The sequence below is a fragment of the Rhodococcus jostii RHA1 genome (assembly GCF_000014565.1).
Classification (GTDB): domain Bacteria; phylum Actinomycetota; class Actinomycetes; order Mycobacteriales; family Mycobacteriaceae; genus Rhodococcus_F; species Rhodococcus_F jostii_A.
This window is the reverse complement of record NC_008268.1, coordinates 227,096-245,890: the sequence shown is the minus strand read 5'-3', so window position 1 is coordinate 245,890 and position 18,795 is coordinate 227,096. Positions and strand designations below refer to the sequence as shown.

General features: G+C 68.4%; 20 protein-coding genes, 1 pseudogene and 1 riboswitch. Of the genes and pseudogenes, 11 read left to right on the top strand and 10 right to left on the bottom strand.

From position 1 onward, the window contains the following. The first annotated feature begins 59 nt into the window (after positions 1–59). From RHA1_RS00970 to RHA1_RS00955, 4 genes are all read left to right on the top strand, one after another. Positions 60–911 carry a LuxR C-terminal-related transcriptional regulator gene (locus RHA1_RS00970; RefSeq protein ID WP_041810902.1) on the top strand — a complete coding sequence of 284 codons (852 nt, stop codon included), beginning with the start codon at positions 60–62 and terminating at the stop codon, positions 909–911. A gap of 482 nt (positions 912–1,393) precedes the next feature. Next, positions 1,394–2,023 (top strand): transglycosylase family protein, encoded by a 630-nt coding sequence (locus RHA1_RS00965; protein WP_011593494.1) that lies wholly within the window; start codon positions 1,394–1,396, stop codon positions 2,021–2,023. Positions 2,024–2,090: 67 nt separating this feature from the next. Further along, on the top strand, positions 2,091–2,378 hold the full coding sequence (locus RHA1_RS00960; RefSeq protein WP_009472733.1) for a hypothetical protein: 288 nt from the start codon (positions 2,091–2,093) through the stop codon (positions 2,376–2,378). Between the two features lie 130 nt (positions 2,379–2,508). After that, a complete protein-coding gene (locus RHA1_RS00955; RefSeq protein ID WP_009472732.1) occupies positions 2,509–3,345 on the top strand; it encodes an HpcH/HpaI aldolase/citrate lyase family protein in 837 nt (278 codons plus the stop codon). On the opposite strand, the gene RHA1_RS00950 is transcribed toward RHA1_RS00955, so the two are convergent. Next, the gene (locus tag RHA1_RS00950; protein ID WP_050787224.1) at positions 3,324–4,751 is read right to left on the bottom strand and encodes an MFS transporter; all 1,428 of its coding nucleotides are present in this window, start codon (positions 4,749–4,751) and stop codon (positions 3,324–3,326) included. The two genes, RHA1_RS00955 and RHA1_RS00950, sit on opposite strands and share 22 nt — an antisense overlap. A gap of 50 nt (positions 4,752–4,801) precedes the next feature. On the opposite strand from RHA1_RS00950, the gene soxR reads away from it, so the two are divergent. Both soxR and RHA1_RS00940 read left to right on the top strand, forming a co-directional pair. Next, on the top strand, positions 4,802–5,242 hold the full coding sequence (soxR, locus tag RHA1_RS00945) for a redox-sensitive transcriptional activator SoxR (RefSeq protein ID WP_009472730.1): 441 nt from the start codon (positions 4,802–4,804) through the stop codon (positions 5,240–5,242). A gap of 170 nt (positions 5,243–5,412) precedes the next feature. Further along, positions 5,413–5,715, top strand: coding sequence for a hypothetical protein (locus tag RHA1_RS00940; RefSeq protein ID WP_009472729.1), 303 nt, complete (start codon positions 5,413–5,415; stop codon positions 5,713–5,715). A 53-nt stretch (positions 5,716–5,768) separates the two neighbouring features. Here RHA1_RS00940 and RHA1_RS00935 read toward each other — a convergent pair whose 3' ends face one another. The 4 genes and pseudogenes from RHA1_RS00935 to RHA1_RS51445 all read right to left on the bottom strand — a co-directional run. Next, positions 5,769–5,963, bottom strand: a complete 195-nt coding sequence (locus tag RHA1_RS00935) for a hypothetical protein (RefSeq protein ID WP_005246414.1) — start codon at positions 5,961–5,963, stop codon at positions 5,769–5,771. A gap of 69 nt (positions 5,964–6,032) precedes the next feature. Next, positions 6,033–6,494, bottom strand: coding sequence for an RrF2 family transcriptional regulator (locus RHA1_RS00930; RefSeq protein WP_011593492.1), 462 nt, complete (start codon positions 6,492–6,494; stop codon positions 6,033–6,035). A 59-nt stretch (positions 6,495–6,553) separates the two neighbouring features. Beyond that, positions 6,554–7,303: an SDR family oxidoreductase gene (locus tag RHA1_RS00925; RefSeq protein ID WP_011593491.1), complete on the bottom strand. Its 750-nt coding sequence runs from the start codon at positions 7,301–7,303 to the stop codon at positions 6,554–6,556. Between the two features lie 146 nt (positions 7,304–7,449). Beyond that, positions 7,450–7,608: pseudogene (locus RHA1_RS51445) on the bottom strand (hydroxyquinol 1,2-dioxygenase); the annotation flags it as partial. Positions 7,609–7,766: 158 nt separating this feature from the next. On the opposite strand from RHA1_RS51445, the gene RHA1_RS49185 reads away from it, so the two are divergent. Continuing rightward, positions 7,767–7,940, top strand: a complete 174-nt coding sequence (locus tag RHA1_RS49185; protein ID WP_237726821.1) for a nuclear transport factor 2 family protein — start codon at positions 7,767–7,769, stop codon at positions 7,938–7,940. A 15-nt stretch (positions 7,941–7,955) separates the two neighbouring features. Here RHA1_RS49185 and RHA1_RS52825 read toward each other — a convergent pair whose 3' ends face one another. Continuing rightward, a complete protein-coding gene (locus RHA1_RS52825; protein ID WP_009472724.1) occupies positions 7,956–8,078 on the bottom strand; it encodes a hypothetical protein in 123 nt (40 codons plus the stop codon). Between the two features lie 219 nt (positions 8,079–8,297). Between RHA1_RS52825 and RHA1_RS00920 the strand changes: the two genes are divergently transcribed. Beyond that, positions 8,298–8,618, top strand: a complete 321-nt coding sequence (locus RHA1_RS00920; protein ID WP_011593489.1) for a hypothetical protein — start codon at positions 8,298–8,300, stop codon at positions 8,616–8,618. 164 nt (positions 8,619–8,782) lie between these two features. Here RHA1_RS00920 and bla read toward each other — a convergent pair whose 3' ends face one another. After that, complete coding sequence (gene bla / locus RHA1_RS00915; RefSeq protein WP_009472722.1) at positions 8,783–9,736, bottom strand: class A beta-lactamase; 954 nt, start codon at positions 9,734–9,736, stop codon at positions 8,783–8,785. Positions 9,737–9,883: 147 nt separating this feature from the next. On the opposite strand from bla, the gene RHA1_RS00910 reads away from it, so the two are divergent. Both RHA1_RS00910 and RHA1_RS00905 read left to right on the top strand, forming a co-directional pair. Beyond that, positions 9,884–10,777 (top strand): LysR family transcriptional regulator, encoded by an 894-nt coding sequence (locus RHA1_RS00910; RefSeq protein WP_009472721.1) that lies wholly within the window; start codon positions 9,884–9,886, stop codon positions 10,775–10,777. Then, on the top strand, positions 10,774–11,685 hold the full coding sequence (locus RHA1_RS00905; RefSeq protein ID WP_009472720.1) for a serine hydrolase: 912 nt from the start codon (positions 10,774–10,776) through the stop codon (positions 11,683–11,685). Before RHA1_RS00910 ends, RHA1_RS00905 begins: the two co-directional genes overlap by 4 nt. Before the next feature lie 5 nt (positions 11,686–11,690). On the opposite strand, the gene RHA1_RS00900 is transcribed toward RHA1_RS00905, so the two are convergent. Genes RHA1_RS00900 through cobG form a run of 3 tightly spaced genes read right to left on the bottom strand, consistent with a single transcriptional unit; the run spans position 11,691 to position 14,974 of the window. Continuing rightward, positions 11,691–13,193, bottom strand: a complete 1,503-nt coding sequence (locus tag RHA1_RS00900) for a precorrin-2 C(20)-methyltransferase (protein WP_011593487.1) — start codon at positions 13,191–13,193, stop codon at positions 11,691–11,693. Further along, complete coding sequence (locus RHA1_RS00895) at positions 13,190–13,816, bottom strand: precorrin-8X methylmutase (RefSeq protein WP_009472718.1); 627 nt, start codon at positions 13,814–13,816, stop codon at positions 13,190–13,192. Before RHA1_RS00895 ends, RHA1_RS00900 begins: the two co-directional genes overlap by 4 nt. Positions 13,817–13,840: 24 nt before the next feature. Beyond that, positions 13,841–14,974, bottom strand: a complete 1,134-nt coding sequence (gene cobG / locus RHA1_RS00890; RefSeq protein WP_011593486.1) for a precorrin-3B synthase — start codon at positions 14,972–14,974, stop codon at positions 13,841–13,843. 6 nt (positions 14,975–14,980) lie between these two features. Next, positions 14,981–15,123, top strand: a riboswitch (cobalamin riboswitch). Between the two features lie 56 nt (positions 15,124–15,179). Between cobG and cobN the strand changes: the two genes are divergently transcribed. Continuing rightward, positions 15,180–18,782, top strand: a complete 3,603-nt coding sequence (cobN, locus tag RHA1_RS00885) for a cobaltochelatase subunit CobN (RefSeq protein WP_041810900.1) — start codon at positions 15,180–15,182, stop codon at positions 18,780–18,782. The last annotated feature ends 13 nt before the right edge of the window (positions 18,783–18,795 follow it).

Genomic DNA, 18,795 nt, shown 5'->3' with positions numbered 1-18,795 from the left:
GAACGTCAGGCCGGCACCGCTACCCTCCGAAGTGGGTATTGCCGAATATGAGAGTGCCAGTGAACGACACGTTGAGACCCAGCGACACCGACGCGATCCGCGCCGAACTACGCGACCTACGGCGGCAGACCGACTTTCCGGTGCTCTTCGGAGGCACGGTCGAGGGCGGGCATCTCACGCTGTCCGGCTTCGTGGGAACACGGAGCACGATCCTGCGCGACCTCGTCATCGACGCGGAGTGCGGCGTCGGCGGTCGCGCCATCGCGGAGCAGCGCCCGATCGGGATCCAGGACTACTCGAACTCGGAGTCGATCACGCACGAGTACGACGTCCAGGTGGGCGCCGAGGGGATCGAAACCCTGCTCGCGGTCCCCGTCGTGGTTCGTGGCCGCACGCGCGGCACCCTTTACGGGGGACTGCGCGCCAACCGCCCGCTCGGTGACCGGGTGACCGACCGGGTGATGCGCGGGGCGGCCAGGCTGGCGCGCGAGCTCGACATCCGGGACGAAGTCGACCGCAGGCTCGCCATGCTCGCCGCGTCGAGCGGCGTAGATCGCGGCGTTCCGCGAGACGTGCGCGTGTCGGAAGCGATCACCGAGAGCTACCTCGCGCTTCGCGACATCGCGGACAGGCTCGGCGACGACGGTCTCGGCGCCGAGGTGCAGGCGGTCGAGCAGAAGTTGCGCCGACTTACCGCGCCGGGCGACCCATCGACGGTGACGCTGTCGCGGCGTGAGAGTGACGTCCTGGCGCACGTGGCGCTGGGGTGCCGCAATGCCGAGATCGCCGACCGGCTGTCGCTGAGCGTCGAGACCGTCAAGTCGTACATGCGCAATCTCATGGGCAAGTTGGAGGTACGCAGCAGGCAGGAAGCTGTTGTGGAAGCCCGACGTCAGGGTTTGCTTCCCTGACCCGTCACCAATTCGGTGAATGATGTCGAGATGCTTTGCTGTCGAGGGCTGCTCATCTCGTTCGGATCGGGGGACGGCGGCGTCTGCCGCCACGCCTGCGGGCCGCGGAGGTTCGCCGCGCTGGGCCGTGTCGAAATCGAGACCACGCCGTGGGGCGGGAATGAGTGAGCCGCTGGGGCATTCGCCTGCCCGCCCAACGCATTACGGAATTGTCACGACATGACGTCGAAACGGTATCGAAACCTCAGAACAGCACAATTTTCACTCGCGTTTCTCAATAGTCGAACATCCGTACCTTGTTCATGCCGTGTGAATTTCGGGAGGAGGCCACGTTCGGGGGCCCGCCGCTGCAGATCTGCCGACGCGGGTTCGTAATCCCGACACCTTCGAGGCGCGGGACGAGGCACCGAAAGGGACGGCCGACAACCGAGGCGTTGTCGCCGGCACGCCGCGTCCGCACGCGCGGAGAGGATTGAGCCAGCATGACCACTCGCAACATGGAAAAGTACACCCTCGGCTGGATCGCCCTGATCGGCGCGGTCGTCACCGTTCTGCTCGGGCTGGGCGCCGGAACCGCCGGAGGCGCCCCGCACGACTGGGAGGAAGTCGCCGAGTGCGAAAGCGGCGGCGACTGGACCACCGACACCGGAAACGGGTTCTACGGCGGACTGCAGTTCACACCGGAAACCTGGAAGGCCAACGGTGGAACGGGCGTGGCCTCGGAAGCCAGTCAGGCCGAGCAGATCCGGGTCGCCGAGAACGTCCTGAAGACCCAGGGCCCCGGCGCGTGGCCCGTGTGCGGACAGTATCTGAAAAAGGGTGGCACAGCGCCCGTCGAGGTACCCCACACCACGCCTGCACCTGCACCGGCCATCGAAACTCCCGACCCTGTCGAGACTCCTGACCTCGTCGAGACGCCGGACGTTGTCGAGACGCCGGACGTTGTCGAGACGCCGGATGTTGTCGAAGCGCCTGCGACCGTCGACGATTCCGCCGCGGTGAAGGCAGCGGTGAAGGCGGCGGCCCAGGAAGCGCTGAACAGCGCGCGTGAACTTGCCGAGCAGAACGGGTCGGGTCAGGTGTTCGAGGAGCGGGCGTCGGCTCCCCGGTAACGTCCGACGGTTCTTGTGCGAACTAATCACACAGAACTGTCGTGTCGTCGCCTACGAAGGAGATCCCGTGCAGAAGAAGTCGGCTCGGCGTACCGCAGCATTGGTCGGGATACTGTCCGCGCCCCTCGTCCTCGGAGCCACCGTCGGGGCCGGAACCGCGAGTGCCGAACCATGGCACATCGGCCCCGTCTACCGTGCCGAGACGTCCGGTGAAGGCGCGGAGTACTTCTGCGGGAAGGCCGCGGCGCTCGAACAGACGTCGGGAGCCGTGATCGTGCCGTGCACGTTCGATGAACCGACCAACGTCTGGTACCGCGTCGTCTTCAATCCGGCCTCCTGGGGCTTCGACTTCTGAGGTGGACTGCGCGGATCGGAGGCGCACCTGACGAAGCGGTGACCGGACACCGTCGGCGCACTCCGCTTCGTCGAGTGCGTCGCCTCCCGGCCGCGCGCAGACTCCTCGGTATGGCCGAGGGAAGAGCAGAATGAGTGTCGAGACAGCCCAGCGCAGCGAGGTCGGCGTCGCAATGGCGCGGAGTTGGCTTCTGGTTCCCGCAGTCGGGAGCGAGGTCCTCGCGGCGGCGGCTGCGTCCGGCGCCGACTCGCTCGTCATCGACCTCGAGGACGGTTTGCCATTCGCTGCGAAAGACGAGGGGCGCGCCCGCACCGCCGAGTGGCTCGCACGCAATGCAGGTTGGGTGCGGATCAACGACGCGACCACCCCGCACTGGCAGCGCGACCTCGACGCGATCCGCGGCCTGCCCGGAGTGCGCGGGCTGATGCTGTCGAAAACCGAATCGCCCGAACAGGTACGGGACACCGCTGAAGGGATTCCCGGTATTCCGGTGGTCGCTCTCGTCGAGTCCGCGGCCGCGATCGTGGCAGCCGACGACATCGCTCGCACCGCTCCCGTCTCTCGTCTCGCGTTCGGGATCGGCGACTACTGCCGCGACACCGGTGCCGGGCGAACCCCGATGGCGTTGGCGTACGCCCGATCCCGGCTCGTCAATGCGAGCCGGGCTGCCCGGATCGGAGCCCCAATCGACGGACCGACACTGTCGCTCGACGCCGAGGCCGTTCGGGACGACACGCGACTGGCTCGTGAAATGGGGATGACCGGAAAACTGACCCTCGCTACTGAGCAGGTGCCGGTGATCAACACCGCGTTGGCACCCGACTCGAACGATATCTCCTGGGCCGAAACGACGATCGCGCGTCTGGGTGCGGACGGTAGTCGTGTTACCCACGGCGGGCATCCGCCGCAGCTCGCCCGTGCCCACGACATTCTGCGTCGCGCAGCTCACTTCGCGTCGCGGACGTAGGGCCGTCCGGCGTCCTCGCGCTCGGCTTGCCGGGTCGCGCGGTACGCGGTGAACACGCCGACCGCCGCGATGACGCCGAGGCCGAGGAAGAGTAGTCGTGCGGAGGCGAGGGTCGAGGGCGCACCGAGATTGACCAGTACACCGGCGACGGCTGATCCCACGGCCATAGCGATCAACTCGACCGTGTTGAGCCCGGCCGCGGCCTTCGCTCCCTCCTGCTCGTCGTCGGTGCTCCGCATGGCGGCGACCATCAGGTGTGGGAAGGCGAGGCCGATTCCGGCACCTGCGATGGCCAGGGTGCCCGCCCACAGAATCACCGTGACCGGTCCGGCGGCGTCACGCCAGAGTGCCGCCGTGAGGAGCAGGCCGGCGGCGAGGACCGCAGGTCCGGCGATCTTCGCCGCCGTCTGCGCACGCTGGCGGGAGATGTCGGAGCTGAAGATCATGGTCGCCGACCATCCCACCGACATCATGGCGCCGAGGAATCCTGCGGCAAACGGCACCAGTCCGGCGAGTCGTTGACCGAACAGCGGTGTGAAGGCCTCCGACACGGTGCCGGACGCGAGCACCGCGATGGTGAGGTAGATCCACTTCAGGGACGACGCCCGGGTGTACGTCGACTGCGGCAACACCCGGCGCGGTGATCGCCGCTCCCAGGCCAGGAAGAGAACGATGAACGCGGCACCGACCGCGATCAGCGCCAGCATGTGGGTCCGGTTGCCGACGATGCTCGCCACGCTGATTGCGATCGTCGCGAGGGTGAGCAGGACGAGTGACGTGGCAGGCACGGGTTCTCCGCCACGCACACGCTCGGTGCGCGGCAACGCCCGGGGCGCGATCACGGCGATGGCGGCGGTGACCACTGCCAGGGCGACGAACGCGAGACGCCACTGGCCGAGTTGCGCGAACAGCCCACCGATCGCCGGTCCGGCCAGGGTTCCGACGCCCCACATCGCCGAGACCAGCGCGGTCGCGCGGGCCCACAGATGCTCCGGTAGCGCCTCGCGCAGTACCGCGTAACCGAGCCCCGCGAGCAGGCCCCCACCGACCCCCTGGACAGCTCGTCCGACGAGGAGCACCTCCATCGACGGGCTGACGGCGCAGATCATCGTGCCGACGAAGAACGGAACCAGGGCGAACAGGTACGCACCGAGCGCCCCGCGATGTGCGAGCAGCCGGCTGACGGTCATCGACGAGATCACGGACGCCACCATGAAGACGGTCGCGCTCCACGCGTACAGCGATTCGCGCCCGAGTTCGCCGATGGCGGTGGGCAGCAGGCTCGTCGTCAGAAAGATGTTGACGGCGTGCAGTCCCACACCGCCGGCGAGGACGGCGGAGGTGGAGCGGCAACGGGGTCCGAGCAGTTCGGACCAGCTGGCCGGTGACGGGGCGGTCGATGTCATGCACACCACGCTAAAATCTCGAGTGGACTCGAGGTCAAGGGGCGGATGTGATGTCATTGGATCCGAAGGATCTGCTGTCGGTGGGGGAGGTGTCCCGTCGGACCGGTGTGGCCGTCTCGGCGCTCCATTACTACGAGCAGCTCGGACTGATCGCGTCGACGCGGACGTCCGGGAATCAACGCCGGTACGAACGGCACATGCTCCGGCGGATCTCGCTGATCGTGGTGGCCAAACGGCTCGGGATTCCACTGGCCGACGTGGGAGCGGTGTTCGAGACGCTCCCGGCCGACCGGATGCCGTCGATCCGCGACTGGCAGCGCGTATCGAAGCTGTGGCGGGTGCAGCTCGAGGATCAGCGCAAGCGTATCGAGCGTCTCGAACACGAGCTCACCGGATGCATCGGGTGTGGTTGCCTGTCGATGAAGGCGTGCTATCTGCTCAATCCCGAAGACCAACTCGCCGTGGAAGGTTCGGGTCCGAACCGGCTCTGAACACCCGATCCCGGAAGTCGGTATGTTGCGATCGATCTCCGTAAGGGTGGGGTGATTCCATCCCAGGGGTGCCGCGAAGCCCCCCGAGGGTTGGTTCAGTTCGGGCGCTGGAGTGGGCAGAGTTGTACCTGTCAACGAAGCACTATCCGACCATCCCTTGGAGATACTGAATGATCAACGCCCGCCGCACCATTGCCGCTGTCGCTTTCGCTGCTCTTCCCGTCCTGAGTGCCTTCGGGGCGGCGTCCGTTGCGCATGCCGAGCCGATCGGCCCGAACGGGCCCACCGGTGGCCCGTGCCCGATCGTGAACACGGACTCGCAGGGCAACGAGACAGTGACGTACGGCAAGCCCGGAGACCGCAACGGCGCCCTGGTATGCGGTGCGGACGGGGAATGGACGGTGGGCAAGGCCGGCGGTTTCAAGGGCGGTCCCGGACAGATTCAGACTCAGCCCGGACTCTCACGCGGGTGAGCAGGGCATGACCCCGCTGGGCCGAACGCTCCCGGCGAGCATTGACGGACGGGTCAGAGGTATTCGTGGCGGTGTCCGCATTCGAGGCCGTCCGGCGCCGATCGTGGGCATCGATTCATGCAGTGGAAGACGCGATATCGCTTACCCGGGGGCAGTGACGCGAAGCCCGCATGAGCGTCCTTGATCTCGTATCCGATCGGACCGCGGCAGAACGAACAGGTCTTGGTCTCGTCGGTTCCGGTCTCCATCCATCGATCGTAGGGCGGTTCACGGTGGGGGAAGTCAGGAATCTCGCGTTCCGTCTGCCGCGGGTGACCTCAGGTCGTAGACGTCGCCAAGATGTGTTTGAGGACGGTGAGGTCTATCGTTGCGCCGAGGTCGGCGATCGTCACACTCGATAGTGATGCGCGCCAAGCCTGTTCGGCACCGGCCATGACTTTCGCGATGCCGCACGCGGAGCGGCACTGCTCTGGAGGGGCGGCGAGCACTCCTTGCCTGCGGATCTCGGTGCACCGAAAGGCGGGCTCGGTTCCGTCGACGGCCTGGACGACGTCGAGGACGGTGATGGCCTCGGGTGCGCGGGTCAGGACGTATCCGCCATCGCGCCCCTCGGTGGGGTGGACGAGGCCGGCACGTGCGAGCGACTGTAGATGCTTGGCGAGGTAGGTCTTCGACACACCGTGCAGTTCGGCCAGCCGGGCCGTGGGTACCGGGCTCTCGGCCTGGCTGAGAACCACGCAGCAGTGAAGTGCCCACTCCACGCCGCCGGAAAGCTTCATGGCCACGACTCTATCCACGCCCCGGTGTCGGTGTTGTGGGGTGGTACTGCATCATCGTGTCAGGCGTGTTCGCGCAACCACTCGTCCAGCGTGGTCGGTGCGATCCAGGCATTGGCGCCGGGTGTCGGTGTGATCGCAGCGTCATCGAGCTTGGCGCCGAAATAGCCGGTGTCGGGGTCGGTGGTCACGGTCCGCTGGTCGCCGGTCGCCGCGAACAGCCGTCGAACGAGTGCATCGATGCCGAGCGGTTCCGGCCCGGCAATCTCGATCGTGCCGTCGAGCGGGGCGCCCACGGCGACTTCGGCTACCCGGGTGACGACGTCGTGCGAGGCGATCGGCTGAAGGTGTGCCGGGGTCGCATGAACCGTGTCGCCGACAGTGCCTGCGTCGGCGATACCGGCGATGAACTCGAAGAACTGCGTCGACCGCACGATCGAGTAGGGGATGGGGCCGGACTTGACCAGATCCTCCTGGGCGACTTTGGCGCGCATGTATCCGGAGTCGGGGAGCCGGTCGGCGCCGACGATGGACAGGACGACATGGTGCCGGACGCCTGCCGCCTCTTCGGCGGCGAGCAGGTGGTTCGTCGATTCGCGGAAAAAAGCCAGGACGTCGTCGTCTTCCCATGACGGCGAGTTGGTCAGGTCCACGACGACGTCGGCGTCCTCCACAGCCTCCGCGACGCCCTTGCCGGTGGTGGTGTCGATGCCGTCGCCGCGACCGAGTGCAGCGACGTCGTGACCGGTCTCGGTCAGCTTTGATGCGACCTGACTCCCGATCAGTCCGGTTCCGAAAATGACGATCTTCATACCCGTCTCCTAACGTGGATTTATATTGTCCGAGTTTACTCGGATGGTAGGTGTCCGAGTCAAGGGTTGTGTACGTTCCGTGCGCCGGGCCGGGGTGGGCCTCCTCGTCCTTCGTGGCAGAGCTATGCATGCACCGACGGCGAGAATCAAATCTGTTCTGGTGCACGGACTATGTCGAGCCCGCATCGAGACCAGGTCCGGTCGCCGATGCGGCGCCCATCGGGGATGGGTGTCCCTGGGGGTTGCTCCACGAAGTTCTTGATCAGCGAGTCCTTCACACCGAACACGCTGTCCCCGCGTTCGAGTTACGGGTCGCCCCACCGCCCCGCGGACGTCGCAAAGCTCTACGCTCCGCTATGTCGGCACCGCGATATCGCAACCGGCGCGGACCATCGCACACCGGAGAAGATCGCCGCCGGTCTCGAACCTTGATGACACGCTCATCGATGGCAACCGTGCGGCGGTGACCTACGCACTATCCGGCCACTTGAATGGCCGCCTGGGCCCGTACGGGCCGAAAGGGCGGAGTGTGCACCTGGCCGGAGTACAGATGCTGGAAGTGAAAGGCAACCGCATCATTACCAGCACCGACTATGGGGACGGTGGTGCGCTTCATCGCCAGCTGAGCACGTCGTGAACCTTCAATGCGACTTCAGCCCTTCCTCTTTCGGATGATCGCCGTCGACTCCTGGGCCTTCGCCCGCTTCTCCGCCCGGCGCTCCTTGAGTGCGCGTGCGGACTGTTTCGAACTCTTGACGGCGGATTTGTCAGCCATTGTCGCTCCATCTTCGGAAGTGGCAACCACGAACTGATCCCGACCATACCCAGGAAAGTGGATAAGTCCACTTCGGTATCCGACTCGAACGTGGTGCCGAGCTGGAAGCATCCTTCCGTGAGATCCCAAGAACCGCAGGAACGCTCACGAACTTGCTTATTCCTGGGCGGTGGCTATGGTGCATGCAAGCATCAACGGCATCTACCGGAGGACTGAAATGTGAATGCAGCTACCGATCGTCAGTGGGCGGTTCGTGACGCTGTTCTGCGTTGGCTTCTCGCGAAGACCACGGAAGGGTACCGAAGTCCGATTCTGGACGCGGATGCCATCGGTGAGACCGTTGGCTGGGCGCCCGCGCCCCTGAACCGGGACGAAGTGGCCGATGCGTCGAATTACCTCTACCGGGAAGGGTATGTGACAGGGGTGCCGGTGATGGGTATCGGCATTCCGCGCCCGATGTTGACGGTGGCCGGGCGGCGCGTCGCCAAGACGGAAAGGCCGCTGCGCCGGGCGATGCGCGGTCACGACGTCGTGAGCTAGCGGCAGTTCGCTCCGCACCTCGACCCACCAGCTAGTGGGTCACCTGTGCAGTCGAGAGCGAGGTTTGGTACGGGTGCACGAGACTGCCGTCGCCCGTAGCCTTCGGCGGCGGGGGAGTCGGGCCGTCACAGGTCGGCCGGCTCCCCGCGCCTTGCTCAGATGGCTCACGGCGCAGTCAAGCCTTCGATGACGGCCGCGGTGGTGTCGGCGATCGCCTGGTTGTTTCCCTGCGCGTCCTGCTGATTGGTGAGGCTGTCGGTGAGGATGGCGAGGACGAGGGGTGCGCCGTCCGGACTCCACGCGACACCGGCATCGTTGGCGGTGCCGAACCCGCCGCCACCGGTCTTGTCGGCGGCAGTCCACCCGGTCGGCAGACCGGCGCGCATTCGCTTGTCCGACGTCTTGCTCGCCCGCATCCACTCGAGAAGCTGATCGCGGCTCGCCGTGTCGAGGGCATCTCCGAGGAGCAGCGCCCGGAAACCCTGCGCGAGGCCGTTCGGTGTCGTCGTGTCCCGGGGGTCGTCGCGGAATGCGGTGTTGAGTTCGGTCTCCCACCGGTCCAGCCGTGTGCCCCCGTCGCCGACGTCCCGGGCGAGGGCGGTGATCGCCTGCGGCCCGCCGATCTCCCGGAGCAGGTAGTTCCCGGCGGTGTTGTCGCTCTGCGTCAACGCGGCTTCGGCGATCTGCCCCAACGTCATCGGGGCGCCGACCGCTGCGGCGGTGACCGGCGAGTTCTCGACGAGGTCGCCGGGTTCGATCACGACCGTCTTGTCGAGTGACGTCGACCCGTCCTCGGTCTTGCGCAGAACCGCCGCGGATGCGTAGGCCTTGAACGTGGAGCACATCGCGAACCGTTCGTCACCCCGGTGGCTGTAGACCTCGCCGGTCGCGGGATTGACGGCCGTCACTCCGATCCGCGTGGAGTACTGCGCCTCCAGGGCGTCGATCGTCGCGTCGAGGGACCGGCGATCCGGTATCGCGGCCACCGATGTGGTGGGCTGGGCTTGCTCCGCGGTGGCCGTGCACGCCCCGAGCAGCAAGGGCAGAGCCAGCGCGAGGGCGACGGCACCTCGGCGACCGGTGCGCCTGGGCTTCGGATGATTTCGGTGGGTGGACATGGATCCAATGTCGGATGCGGACACTCATAGCGCAAAGACGAAAGCGGCGTCGTCGCGAGTCGGGCGCGCTATCACCCCAGTTCAGGGCAACGTTTTGTGCCCGGGAAACGATGGCGTCGCGAGATGGGGGCGGCCGGAACTGATTCAATGGTCGCCATGGATCTGCTCCGCCACCTCAGTTTCTTTGTCGCCGTTGCGGAGGAGGGACATTTCGGCAACGCCGCATCCAGGCTCGGGATGACGCAGCCGCCGCTGTCACAGGGAGTGCGGCGGCTCGAACAGCGACTCGGCGCGGAGCTGGTCCATCGCAGTGCCCGCGGAATCGGACTCACCGACGCCGGACGCCAATTGCTTCCGCGTGCGCGACTTCTCGTCGCCGACGCCGCCCGATTCGAGGACGAGGCGCACCGCATCGCCGGCGGTCGCGACGCGGTGGTGCGATGGGGTGTCCCGCACTCGGTAGCCGACGGTGTGGTGGTGCGGTGTGTCCGTGCCCTCCGCGACGCGGACGAGACCCGGCCCACCCGGGTGGTGACGACCACGGCGTCCACCACCGAACTCGTGGACGCCGTCCGCACGGGCAGTCTCGACGTCGCCGTGGTCGAGCATCCCGCTCTGCTCACCGGTCTCGACAGCGGGCCGGTGCTGAAGCTTCGGCGGTGGGTGGTGGTGCCGGACGACCACCCGGCGGCGGTCGCGAAGAAGGCACAGGTCCGGATGCTGCGCGGGCTGGCGTTGGCCACCGGTCCACGCTCGGACAATCCGCCTGCCCACGACCTGTTCGTCGACCTGTGGCGGGCCCGAGGGCTGGACCCGGACATCGTGGTCGCACCGGGTCCGCGCGAAATTTTCACGCACGTGGCCGCAGGCGGTCATTTCGGCGTGACGGCGACGGCACCGACGGTGATGCCGGGTGTGGCCTGGGTCGATCTGCTGCGCGAAGACCTCGCGCTGCGCGTGCGCATCGTCTGGCGCTCGGGGACCGACGTGGCACCGTCCGCTGCCGCCCTCGACCGGGTGCTGCTGAGGGCCGGTCGATGACGCCGTCGGCGGCGAAGCGGATCCGTGACGTCTTCGCCGACGCCGGGTGCACCGGATGGCTGCACGCTCGCCGCGTCGGGACCCCGACCGGCGGCGACGCGGGTGACATCGCGGTCGGCGCGGACGATCTCGTGGTGCTGGCATCGGTCTACAAGCTTCCGCTACTCGTCGCCCTGTGCCGCGCTTTCGAATCGGGGGAGTTGTCGCCGACCGCGTCCGTCCGGGTCAATCCGGCCGACTGCACCCCGGGACCGACCGGGGTGTCGACGTTCCGTGATCCGGTGGTGCTGAGCTGGCGGGATCTGGCACTGTCGATGATGACCGTGTCCGACAACGCCGCCGCCGACCTCGTCCTCGGGCAGGTGGGACTGGCGAGCGTCGAGCGCACACTGTCCGAGCTGGGCATGACGAGCACGCGCATCATCGGCGGCACAGCGGATGCGCACCGCAGTCTGGTGATCGACGCCCATGCGCACACCACCGCCGAAGCATTCGCGGCGCTGGCCGACAACGACGAGGCGTGGACGGTATCCGCCTACGACCCGTCGTATGCGAGCGCGACGACACCGCGGGAGATGACTTCGCTTCTCGACGCGATCTGGACCGGAAGGGCGGTGCCCGGGCCGCAGGGCGAGTTCGTCCGGCACGTGATGTCCGCGCAGATCTGGCAGCACCGCATCCGGTCCGGGTTCCCGTATTCCGAGGTGGACGTCGCCGGGAAGACCGGGACCATCGGCGCCATCCGCAACGAGGTGGCCGTCGTGACGTTTCCCGGTGAGACGCCCGTCGCGGTCGCCGTCTTCACCCGCGCCGCCCGAACCGACCCCGTACTACCGGTGGTCGACGCCGCGATCGGGCACGCCGCCCGGATCGCGGTGACCGAACTCCGCTCCGGCCGCGTGGACTGAGGTACTCAGCCCGGATAACGCCGGGGCGTGAACACCCTGGTCCCGTGTTCGTTCTCGACCACGGTCGTCATGGAGGAGCCCACGATGAGCAGGCACCGCATGTCGATCTCGGCCGGGTCGAGGTCCGCGAGCCGCACGACCCGCACCGACTCCTGCGCGCCGGCCACGTCGCGGCCGATGATCACCGGGGTGTCGGGGGAGCGGTGCTCGAGGACCAGGTCGCGCATCGCGGCGACCTGCCAGGTGCGTGACTTCGACGCCGGGTTGTATACGGCGAAGGCCATGTCGGCGCTTGCGACCGCCGAGATGCGCTGCGCCACCACGTCCCACGGCTTGAGCCGGTCCGACAGCGACAGGACGGCGTAGTCGTGGCCGAGGGGTGCGCCGACCCGGCTCGCGACAGCGTTCGCGGCGGTCATGCCGGGCAGGACACGCACGGGGACGCCGCGCCACTGCTCCTCGGCCGCTACTTCCAGCACCGCGGCGGCCATCGCGAACACACCCGGGTCACCGGACGACACGACGGCGACGCGGGACCCGTTCTTCGCCAGGTCGAGTGCCATCGCGGCGCGTTCGGCCTCGACGCGGTTGTCGCTGGAGTGACGGCGCTGGCCGGGACGTTCGGGGACCCGGTCGATGTAGGGGCCGTAGCCGACGAGATCGGTGGCGAGCGACAGTTCGTGCTGCACTTCCGGTGTCGTCCAGGCCTGGTCGCCGGGACCGAGCCCGACGACGACGAGTTCGCCCTGCGGTGCCGCGTCGTCGCGGCGGGCGTTCGACGGGCTGGGCACGATGGCGATCGAGAAGTAGGGGACGTCGCTGTCCGAGACGTCGTCGGCGGCGTCGATCTTCTGCCGGGTCGTGCTGGCCCGCTCGACGTACCACGTCTCGTCGATGCGGCCGGAGTCCTTCAACGCCTGCCGGACGGCCGGGTAGGTGCGTCCGAGCTTCAGGATGGCGGCGGCGTCGGTCTCCCGCAGGCGCCGCGTCAGCTCGCCGGGCGGCATCGTTCCGGGCAGGACGGTCAGAATTTCCTCGCCCTCGACCAGCGGCATCGCCAGTGCGGCGGAGGCGGCGCTGATCGACGTGACCCCGGGAACGACCTCCGCCTCGAAGCGAGGCACCAACCTCTTGTGCATGTGCATGTAGGAGCTGTAGAACAGCGGGTCGCCCGCCGCGAGGAGCGCGACCGAACGGCCGGCGTCGAGGTGGGCGGCGAGTCGCTGCGACGCCTCCTCGTAGAACTCGTCCATCGCCCCCTGGTAGCCGCCGGGATGGTCGACGGTCTCGGTGGTGACGGGGTAGACGAGGTGCTCCTCGATCTGGCCTTCACGCAGGTACGGCGCCGCGACCGCGCGGGAGATGCTCTTGCCGTGCCGGGCGCTGTGGAACGCCACCACATCGGCCTCGGCGATGACCCGCGCGGCCTTCACCGTCACCAGTTCCGGGTCACCCGGTCCGATGCCGACGCCCCACAGTTTGCCGGTCACGCGCTCTTCGGAGCTCATTCGACCTCGCTCGCAATCGCATTCAGCGCCGCAGCCGTGATGGCACTGCCACCCCGGCGGCCGCGGACCACCAGATAGTCGAGTCCGCTCGGGTGCTCGATCAACGCTTCCTTCGACTCCGCGGCACCGATGAAACCGACCGGACCGCCCACGATCGCGGCGGGCCGGGGTGCACCGGATTCGATCATGTCCAGCAGGTAGAACAATGCGGTCGGGGCGTTGCCGATCGCGACGACGGCACCCTCGAGTTTGCTGCCCCACAATTCGAGCGCGGCCGCCGAGCGGGTGTTCCCGATCTGCTCCGCCAGCACCGGGACCCGGGGGTCGCGCAGCGTGCAGAGCACCTCGTTGTCCGCGGGGAGACGCTTCCGGGTCACGCCTGCCGCCACCATCTGCGCGTCGCACAGGATCGGGGCGCCGCCCGCCAGCGCCGCGCGGGCGGCCTTCACGACGCCGGGGGTGAACGCGACGTCGTCCACGAGGTCGACCTGACCGCTCGCGTGGATCATGCGGACCACGGCCTGCGAGACGTCCTCGGGAAAGGCACTGAGATCCGCCTCGGAACGGATCGTGGCGAAGGACTGGCGGTAGATCTCCGCGCCGTCTCGGATGTACTCGATCATTCGCTCACGATAGAGGCACCGCGGTCACGGCTCCTCCACCCGGTAACCCGTCTCCGTGGCAACGACGTCGGCGACCTCACCCTTGGGCCGCCCGCAGCACCGCTCGCAGCCCGACCAGTGCTGCCTGCCCTCCACCGGGAGTTCGCCGCGCGCGACGGCATCCCGCGCGTCGGACCGCACGTCGGCGAGTGCCTTCTCGCATCCGGGCTGCCCGGTGCAGGCACTGACGTTCAGCCAGGGGGAGTTCTCGTCGAAGATCAGGCCCATCGGGGCGAGGACCCGGACGACCTGCTCGGCGGACCACTCGTCGAGATCGCACAGCAGCACCGATTTCCACGGCGTGACGATCACCGGTTTCTCGACGGCGGCGAGGAACTCGGCCAGCCGGGCGTCGAGGATCCCGAACGCGAGACCGCCGCCGAGGGTCACGTTGCCGTCCGGTTGGTCGAGCCACCCGATCGGCGGCCGATGCTCGTCGAACCCGTACACCGGGTCGGCGGTCGGAGCCAGCGTCAATGCCGACAGGGTTCGTTCGACCCCGTCGGCGATCTCGGACAGCCGCCAGTGCTGATCGCGCAGCTCCAGGAAGACGCGGGCGGCGTCGAGGAGCACCTTCACCGATTCCGTCGTCGTGATCCGGGCGCCGCTGTCGCGACCGGCGAGAACCAGGGCGACCTCCGTCTCGCTCACCGCATGGACACCGAAATCGCCGCCGAGCGCCGAGACGTCGCCGCGCCCGTCGTCGAGGGTGAACAGGGTGCGGCCGGGCAGGTCCGCCAACGCGGAGTCCGCGCACAACGTCCGGTCGAGTTCGTCGACCAGATCCCGCAGGTCCGCAAGTCCACCGATCCGGCCGGTCAGCGGCGAGACGAGGATGTTGCGGACCCGTTCGTGCGTCTCCGACGGCAGGAGACCCGCGTCGGCGAGGCGGCGCGCGAATTCCTGCGGGTCGCGGACCGCCCGCAACTGCGCATTGCCGCGGGAGGTCAGTTCGATCTCGCCGTTCCCGAGGTCGCGGGCCGATTCCGCGAGGGTCTGAAGCTGGGTGGAGGTCAGCACGCCTCCTGGGAGGCGCACGCGTGCGAGCGCACCGTCCGCGGCCTGGTGGACCTGCAGCGCGCCGGGGCATGCATCGGGGCGGGAACGGGAGTCGACCATGGTCCCAGGTTACGTCCGGCCCCGGGTAGCATCTCCAGCACTTGCGACAGCAGGAGAGGAAGCCGGTGAAAATCCGGCGCGGTCGCGCCACTGTGAGCTCGCCGAAACCGGTGGGCGAGCCAGACCCTCACCTGCCGTCCTCCGACCTACGGTTCCGCACAGAACCACTGCCACGGGGCGCGACACCCCCAGGAAGGCTCCACACGTGATCCTGCTGCTCTCCACCTCCGACACCGACCTGCTCAGCGCACGCGCCAGCGGGGCGGACTACCGCTGGGCCAACCCGGCACGGCTGCTGGTCGAGGAGGATCTGCCGGGACTGCTCGACGGCGCCGACCTGGTCGTGGTTCGCATCCTCGGCGGCCGCCGGGCCTGGGAAGAGGGCCTCGACGCGGTCCTGGCCAGCGGGCTGCCCGTGGTGGTCCTCGGCGGCGAGCACGCCCCGGACGCCGAGCTGATGGAGTGCTCGACGGTCACCGCCGGTGTGTCGGCGGAGGCGCACAACTATCTGGCCGAGGGTGGCGCCGACAACCTCGCCCAGCTGCACCACTTCCTGTCGGACACCGTGCTGCTGACCGGTCACGGTTTCGAGGCGCCGGTCCACCTGCCGAGCTGGGGTGTCGCGCCGTTCGCTCCCGCTGTGAACCCGGAGCGCCCCACGATCGCCGTTCTCTACTACCGCGCCCAGCACCTGGCCGGGAACACCCGCTACATCGAGGCACTGTGCGACGCCGTCGACGCGGCGGGCGGCACTCCGCTGCCGATCTTCTGCGCGTCGCTGCGTACCGCCGAACCGCAGTTGCTGAACACGTTGCGCCGGGCGGACGCGATGGTGGTCACCGTGCTCGCCGCCGGCGGCACCAAGCCGGCCGGAGTCTCGGCCGGTGGCGACGACGAGGCGTGGGACGTCGCCGCACTGGCCGCGCTGGACGTGCCGATCCTGCAGGGCCTGTGCCTGACCAGCAGTCGTGAGTCGTGGGAGTCCAACGACGACGGATTGTCGCCGCTCGACGTCGCCACCCAGGTCGCGGTCCCCGAGTTCGACGGTCGGCTGATCACGGTGCCGTTCTCGTTCAAGGAGATCGACGCCGACGGTCTCTCCACCTACGTTCCGGACGCCGAGCGCGCCTCCCGGGTGGCGGGGATCGCCGTCCGGCACGCCCGACTCCGGCACATCCCCGCATCCGACCGCCGGATCGCTCTGATGCTGTCGGCGTACCCGACGAAGCACGCCCGCATCGGCAACGCCGTCGGTCTCGACACCCCGGCCAGTGCGATCCGGTTGCTCACCGAGATGCGGGCCGCTGGATACGACCTCGGCCCGGTCGACGGGCCGGATTCCGTGCCGGGTCTCGCGGCCCAGGACGGCGACGCGCTGATCCACGCCCTCATCGCCGCCGGCGGACAGGACCCGGACTGGCTGACCGCGGAGCAGCTCGAGGGCAACCCGATCCGGATCTCCGCCGCCCGCTACCGCGAGTGGTTCTCGGCGCTGCCCGCGGAACTGCGCGAGGGCGTCGAGGACCATTGGGGTCCGGCGCCGGGCGAACTGTACGTCGACCGCTCACAGGATCCTGCCGGTGAAATCGTCATCGCCGCAATGCAGTTCGGAAATCTCGTGCTGATGGTGCAGCCGCCGCGCGGATTCGGGGAGAAGCCGGTGGCGATCTACCACGACCCGGACCTGCCGCCGAGCCACCACTACCTCGCCGCCTACCGGTGGATCGCCGCGGACGCCGCCGCCGGCGGTTTCGGCGCCGACGCCGTCGTCCACCTCGGCAAGCACGGAAACCTCGAATGGCTGCCCGGCAAGACACTCGGCATGTCCGCGTCGTGCGGCACCGACGCCGCGCTCGGCGACCTGCCGCTGATCTACCCGTTCCTGGTCAACGATCCGGGCGAGGGCACGCAGGCCAAGCGCCGCGCCCATGCGACGCTCGTCGATCACCTGATCCCGCCGATGGCCCGCGCCGAGAGCTACGGCGACATCTCACGACTCGAACAGCTCCTCGACGAGCACTCGAACATCTCCGCGCTCGACCCGTCCAAGCTGCCGGCCATTCGCCAGCAGATCTGGACGCTGATGCGCGCCGCCAAGATGGACCACGACCTCGGACTCGAGGAGCGGCCCGACGAGGACGTGTTCGACGACATGCTGCTGCACGTCGACGGCTGGCTGTGCGAGATCAAGGACGTCCAGATCCGTGACGGCCTCCACATCCTCGGTGCGGCCCCCCGCGACGACGCCGAGGTCGAACTGGTGCTCGCGATGCTGCGCGCCCGGCAGATGTGGGGCGGCGAACAGAACGTGCCCGGACTCCGCGAGGCGCTCGGCCTCAGCGAGGACGGCGACGAATCCCGCACCCGCGTAGACGACATCGAGCAGCAGGCGCACGCACTGGTGCAGGGGATGCACGACGCCGACTGGGAACCGGACGCCGCCGACACCCTCACCGACGATGCCACCGTCGCGAAGATTCTCCGTTTCGCCGCCACCGAGGTGGTGCCCCGGCTTCGCGAGACCGACAACGAGATCGCCCAGGTGCTGCACGCGCTGGACGGCGGATTCATCGCCGCCGGGCCGAGCGGTTCGCCGCTGCGCGGGCTGATCAACGTGCTCCCGACGGGCCGAAACTTCTACTCCGTCGACCCGAAGGCCGTGCCGTCCCGGCTCGCCTGGGAAACCGGCCAGGCGATGGCCGAATCGTTGCTGGACCGGTACAAGTCCGATCACGGGGAGTGGCCCCGCTCGGTGGGCCTGTCCGTGTGGGGCACGTCCGCGATGCGCACCTCCGGCGACGACATCGCCGAGGTCTTCGCGCTCCTCGGTGTGCGCCCGGTGTGGGACGAGGCGAGCCGCCGCGTGGTGAACCTCGAGGTGATCGACCTCGAGGAGCTCGGCCGGCCGCGCATCGACGTGACGGTCCGGATCAGCGGCTTCTTCCGTGACGCGTTCCCGCACGTCCTGGCGCTGCTCGACGACGCCGTCCGGCTAGTCGCCGCGTTGGACGAACCGGCGGAGAGCAACTTCGTGCGCGCACATGCCCAGGCGGACCTCGCCGAGCACGGCGACGAACGGCGCGCGACCACCCGCATCTTCGGGTCGAAGCCGGGCACCTACGGGGCCGGACTGCTGCAGCTGATCGACTCCAAGAGCTGGCGCGGCGACGCCGACCTCGCCGACGTGTACACCACGTGGGGTGGTTTCGCGTACGGCCGCGGACTCGACGGCGCACCCGCCGCCGACGACATGCGGACCGCATACCGTCGAATCACCGTGGCGGCCAAGAACACCGACACCCGCGAACACGACATCGCCGACGCCGACGACTACTTCCAGTACCACGGCGGAATGGTCGCGACCGTGCGGGCGCTCACCGGAAAGTCGCCCGAGGCGTACATCGGCGACAGCACCCGTCCCGAGTCGGTGCGCACCCGAACCCTGTCGGAGGAGACGTCCCGGGTGTTCCGCGCCCGCGTCGTGAACCCGCGGTGGCTCGAGGCGATGCGCCGCCACGGCTACAAGGGTGCGTTCGAGATGGCGGCCACCGTCGACTACCTGTTCGGATACGACGCCACCACCAACGTCGTCGCCGACTGGATGTACGAGAAGCTCGCCGAGTCGTACGTGCTGGACGACCAGAACCGCAAGTTCATGGAACAGTCCAACCCGTGGGCCCTGCACGGCATCGCCGAACGCCTGCTCGAGGCGGCCGAGCGGGACATGTGGGAGCACCCCGAGCAGCAGACCCTCGACGGCCTGCGGCAGGTGTATCTCGAGACCGAAGGCGAACTCGAAGGGGACTGACCCACCGCCCGGG

Excerpts from the sequence above, each read along its gene's own strand:
- RHA1_RS00965 (WP_011593494.1), top strand. The coding sequence starts at position 1,394 with ATGACCACTCGCAACATGGAAAAGTACACCCTCGGCTGGATCGCCCTG.
- RHA1_RS00955 (WP_009472732.1), top strand. The coding sequence starts at position 2,509 with ATGAGTGTCGAGACAGCCCAGCGCAGCGAGGTCGGCGTCGCAATGGCG.
- RHA1_RS00950 (WP_050787224.1), bottom strand. The coding sequence starts at position 4,751 with ATGACATCGACCGCCCCGTCACCGGCCAGCTGGTCCGAACTGCTCGGA.
- soxR (WP_009472730.1), top strand. The coding sequence starts at position 4,802 with ATGTCATTGGATCCGAAGGATCTGCTGTCGGTGGGGGAGGTGTCCCGT.
- RHA1_RS00940 (WP_009472729.1), top strand. The coding sequence starts at position 5,413 with ATGATCAACGCCCGCCGCACCATTGCCGCTGTCGCTTTCGCTGCTCTT.
- RHA1_RS00935 (WP_005246414.1), bottom strand. The coding sequence starts at position 5,963 with ATGGAGACCGGAACCGACGAGACCAAGACCTGTTCGTTCTGCCGCGGT.
- RHA1_RS00930 (WP_011593492.1), bottom strand. The coding sequence starts at position 6,494 with ATGAAGCTTTCCGGCGGCGTGGAGTGGGCACTTCACTGCTGCGTGGTT.
- RHA1_RS00925 (WP_011593491.1), bottom strand. The coding sequence starts at position 7,303 with ATGAAGATCGTCATTTTCGGAACCGGACTGATCGGGAGTCAGGTCGCA.
- RHA1_RS52825 (WP_009472724.1), bottom strand. The coding sequence starts at position 8,078 with ATGGCTGACAAATCCGCCGTCAAGAGTTCGAAACAGTCCGCACGCGCA.
- bla (WP_009472722.1), bottom strand. The coding sequence starts at position 9,736 with ATGTCCACCCACCGAAATCATCCGAAGCCCAGGCGCACCGGTCGCCGA.
- RHA1_RS00910 (WP_009472721.1), top strand. The coding sequence starts at position 9,884 with ATGGTCGCCATGGATCTGCTCCGCCACCTCAGTTTCTTTGTCGCCGTT.
- RHA1_RS00905 (WP_009472720.1), top strand. The coding sequence starts at position 10,774 with ATGACGCCGTCGGCGGCGAAGCGGATCCGTGACGTCTTCGCCGACGCC.
- RHA1_RS00900 (WP_011593487.1), bottom strand. The coding sequence starts at position 13,193 with ATGAGCTCCGAAGAGCGCGTGACCGGCAAACTGTGGGGCGTCGGCATC.
- RHA1_RS00895 (WP_009472718.1), bottom strand. The coding sequence starts at position 13,816 with ATGATCGAGTACATCCGAGACGGCGCGGAGATCTACCGCCAGTCCTTC.
- cobG (WP_011593486.1), bottom strand. The coding sequence starts at position 14,974 with ATGGTCGACTCCCGTTCCCGCCCCGATGCATGCCCCGGCGCGCTGCAG.